Annotated in this window: 4 protein-coding genes; 2 read left to right on the top strand and 2 right to left on the bottom strand. The window is 66.1% G+C overall.

Annotated elements, in window-relative coordinates; genetic code table 11:
• Positions 1-212: 212 nt before the first annotated feature.
• Both mshD and WB461_RS07850 read right to left on the bottom strand, forming a co-directional pair.
• On the bottom strand, positions 213-1,037 hold the full coding sequence (gene mshD, locus WB461_RS07855) for a mycothiol synthase (protein ID WP_423852176.1): 825 nt from the start codon (positions 1,035-1,037) through the stop codon (positions 213-215).
• Positions 1,038-1,046: 9 nt separating this feature from the next.
• A complete protein-coding gene (locus tag WB461_RS07850; protein WP_423852175.1) occupies positions 1,047-1,790 on the bottom strand; it encodes a response regulator transcription factor in 744 nt (247 codons plus the stop codon).
• 166 nt (positions 1,791-1,956) lie between these two features.
• Between WB461_RS07850 and WB461_RS07845 the strand changes: the two genes are divergently transcribed.
• The gene (locus WB461_RS07845; protein WP_423852174.1) at positions 1,957-2,532 is read left to right on the top strand and encodes a serine O-acetyltransferase; all 576 of its coding nucleotides are present in this window, start codon (positions 1,957-1,959) and stop codon (positions 2,530-2,532) included.
• Positions 2,522-3,379 (top strand): SAM-dependent methyltransferase, encoded by an 858-nt coding sequence (locus WB461_RS07840; RefSeq protein WP_423852173.1) that lies wholly within the window; start codon positions 2,522-2,524, stop codon positions 3,377-3,379. The genes WB461_RS07845 and WB461_RS07840 overlap by 11 nt, the downstream gene beginning before the upstream one ends.
• The last annotated feature ends 18 nt before the right edge of the window (positions 3,380-3,397 follow it).

Genomic DNA, 3,397 nt, shown 5'->3' with positions numbered 1-3,397 from the left:
GTCGCGGATGAAGGCATCGGCCGCGGAGGCATCGAGCGAATCGAGCTCGTCCTCGTCCTCGTGGTGCCGGCGCCAACGGGCGCTGCGCTTCGGGTCGGCTGGGCGACCTTCCTCAGGAGTCGCCTCGTCCTCCTGGTCCGGGCTCATGGCGACGAATGCTACTCAGGCACGGCGGCATTCGCGGAAGAAGACCGGGGCAACCTGAGACGGCGTCAACGCTGATACTGCACGTGCGTGTCTTCGGGTGCGTGCTCGAACCCGAGTCCGGAGTAGACGTGCACCGCCGGGGCGTTGTCGGACTCCGTGTAGAGGAGCACCTCTCCCACGCCGCGCGCCACCAGGTGGTGCAGGCCCGCCAGGGTGAGCAGCCGACCGAGACCACGGCCTTGCGCTGCGGGCGAGATAGCGACGACGTAGACCTCTCCGAGGCGGTCGTCGTGGCGCTTGGTCCAGTGGAACCCCAGAAGCGTGCCTTCGGAGTCCTCGGCGAGCAGCAGTCCGGTGGGGTCGAACCACGGCTCGGCCATCCGCTCGGACAGGCCCGCGATGTCCAGGTTGCCCTGCTCGGGGTGGGCAGCGAACGCGGCGGCGTTGACGGCGATGACGGCTTCGGCGTCCGAGTCGCGAAAGCTGCGGATGGAGAGATCGCGCGGGAGCACCAGCTCGGGCAGGAGCACCGAGCTCGGCCGGCGCATCACCCAGAGCTCGCGTGCCCGCGCGAGTCCGTGCCGCTCGGCCAGGCGCGCTGCGGCCGGGTGGTTGCCGTGCGACCAGGCGGTGACCGCGCCGTCTGAAGCGAGGGCCTGTTTGGCCAAGCGGCCGCCGATCCCTCGTCCGCGCGAGCTCGGGACGACGGCCAGGTCGAGCTGCCCGTCGCGCAGCAAGGCGAACCCGTCGATGTCGTCGACCCAGTGGTCGAGTCCGGTCAGTCCGTGATGCTTGAGCCGCAGCGATGCGGCTTCGTCGAGAGGATCGTGCGAGTCGGCTGCCAGGCTCGCGCTGCGTACGGCCGAGATGACGTCGAGCGGGTCGGTCACCCACCCAGACTAGGCGTCCTGGGTGGAGTCGGTATCAGCCATGCGAGCAGCGTCGGCCTTCGACTCCTTCTCCTTGATCGGCAGCACGAAGCGGTACCCGACGTTGCGGACGGTGCCGATCAGGGTCTCGTTCTCGGGCCCGAGCTTGGCGCGCAGGCGGCGGACGTGGACATCGACCGTCCGGGTGCCGCCGAAGTAGTCATAGCCCCACACCTCCTGCAGCAGCTGCTGGCGGCTGAAGACCCGACCGGGGTGCTGGGCCAAGAACTTGAGGAGCTCGAACTCCTTGAAGGTGAGGTCGAGCGGGCGCCCCCCGATCTTGGCGGTGTACGTCGCGTCGTCCACGAGCACCTCACCGGAGCGGATTACGTGAGCATCCGGATCAGCCGCCTCTCGTGCGGCGGCTAGGCGCCCGATCCCCAGCTTGATGCGCGCCTCGAGCTCGGCCGGACCAGCGGTATGCAGGATGACGTCGTCCATGCCCCAGTCGTGGACGACGACCGCCAGGCCACCCTCGGTGACGATCAGGATGACCGGCACGTCGGTGCCGGTGGTGCGGATCAAGCGGCACAGGCCGCGGGCCCCGGCGAGGTCCTGTCGACCGTCGACGAGCACGAGATCGGCCTCGGGAGCCTCGAGCAGCGCGCTGCCTTCGGCAGGCAGGATCTTCACCTGGTGACCCAGCAGGGCGAGGCTCGGCAACACCTCGGCCGACGACTGGAGGGCGCTGGTCAGCAGCAACAATGTGCTCATGTGGTCTCCTCCCGAGTGGGTGGGACCGAAACGCGGCGTTGGGCTCCGGTTGAAATCGGCCTCCATCCTAACGGCAGCGGACGTAGCGAAGCCCAGGGAGACAGGCAGCGTCCAAGATCGATGGCCGTTAGGCTGTCGGCGCTGTCGCGGACCAGAAGGGGAGAATGTGTTCCGGACCATCTTGGCGGACTTAAAATCCCATGTCGACGTGCGACGCACTCCGGTCGGCTTCTGGGCGCGTGTGATCGGCAAGGCCTTATTCGCACCGGCTGTGCATGTCGTCATCCTGTATCGGCTCAGCTCCGCGTGCTACAACTTCATCCCTACTCGACCGCTAGCGTTCGTGCTCCGATCGGCCGCCATCGTCTGGGGGGGGACTGAGATTCATCCCGCAGCGCAGATCGGGCCCGGGCTGTGTTTAGTGCACAGTCAGAAGATTCTGATCGCCGAAGGAGTCCGTATCGGTAGTAACGCCCGGATCAGCCATGGGGTGAGCATCGGCGGTGACACAGGCCGCCACGGCCCTGAGTCCGGTTGGCCGGTGATCGGCAACGACGTCACCATCTCGCTTGATGCCATCGTCCTCGGCCCTGTGACCATCGGGGACAGGGCGGTCGTGAGTGCTCAGGCGCTGGTGGTGCGCGACGTACCTGCGGACGGCGTCGTTGCAGGTTCACCAGCCAGGCTCGTGAAGATGAGGGAAGACCTTGACGGTAGGAGTTCGGATAGTCGTGACTCATGATGCCAGCCGGGACGAGAGTCTCGGGAGCTATTCGCCAGCTGCTCACTACGATCGGGTCACCGAGGCATGGGGTCTGCTGCTGGGCGAGGACCTGCACTACGGCGTGTTTGGTGTTGGGGATGAACCCTTGCCCGTTGCCACCGCTGCCCTGACCGATCTGATGATCGAGCACGCCCGTCTGCGCCCTGGGATCCGACTGCTTGACGTGGGGTGTGGAACAGGTGCGCCCGCATGTCGTCTTGCGAGCGAGCAAGGCGTTCATGTACTCGGCATCACCACGAGTGAGATCGGAGTCACGGCGGCTACCGAGCGGGCACGCAGCCAGGGTCTTGAGGGAGTCTCGTTCGAGGTGCGTGATGGCACCGCGTCAGGCCTTGTCGATGCCACGTTCGATGTGGTGTGGGTCATGGAATCGTCTCACCTCATGAGTGAGCGCGAAGCGCTCTTGACCGAGGCAGCACGGTTGTTGCGGCCAGGTGGGCGCTTCGTGCTTTGCGACATCATTCGACGTCGCGATATTCCTTTTCTCGAGGTGCGCGATCGCAGGGAGGATCTCGCAGTCCTACGGCGTGCCTTCGGCGCGGCGCGGATGGACAAGCTAGGTGAGTACGCGACCTACGCTCAGGTCGCTGGCCTCGTGGTCGACGAGATGGTCGACTTGACCAGCGCAACATTGCCGACCTTTGACCGGTGGCAAGCAAACGTTGCCGATCATCGCGCCACCGTGGCTGACTCTCTTGCGGAAGCGGACATCGAGGCATTCGAGCGCTCATGCGACATCCTTCGAGGGTTCTGGCTGGACGGAACACTGGGATACGGGCTGATCACCGCGGACAAACCGGCGTAAGGCATCCGACCGGGGGGG

The organism is Aeromicrobium sp. (assembly GCF_049587115.1).
GTDB lineage: Bacteria > Actinomycetota > Actinomycetes > Propionibacteriales > Nocardioidaceae > Aeromicrobium.
This window is presented reverse-complemented; position numbering and strand designations above follow the sequence as displayed.

Coding starts and splice junctions, on each gene's coding strand:
- WB461_RS07850 (WP_423852175.1), bottom strand. CDS start 1,790: ATGAGCACATTGTTGCTGCTGACCAGCGCCCTCCAGTCGTCGGCCGAG.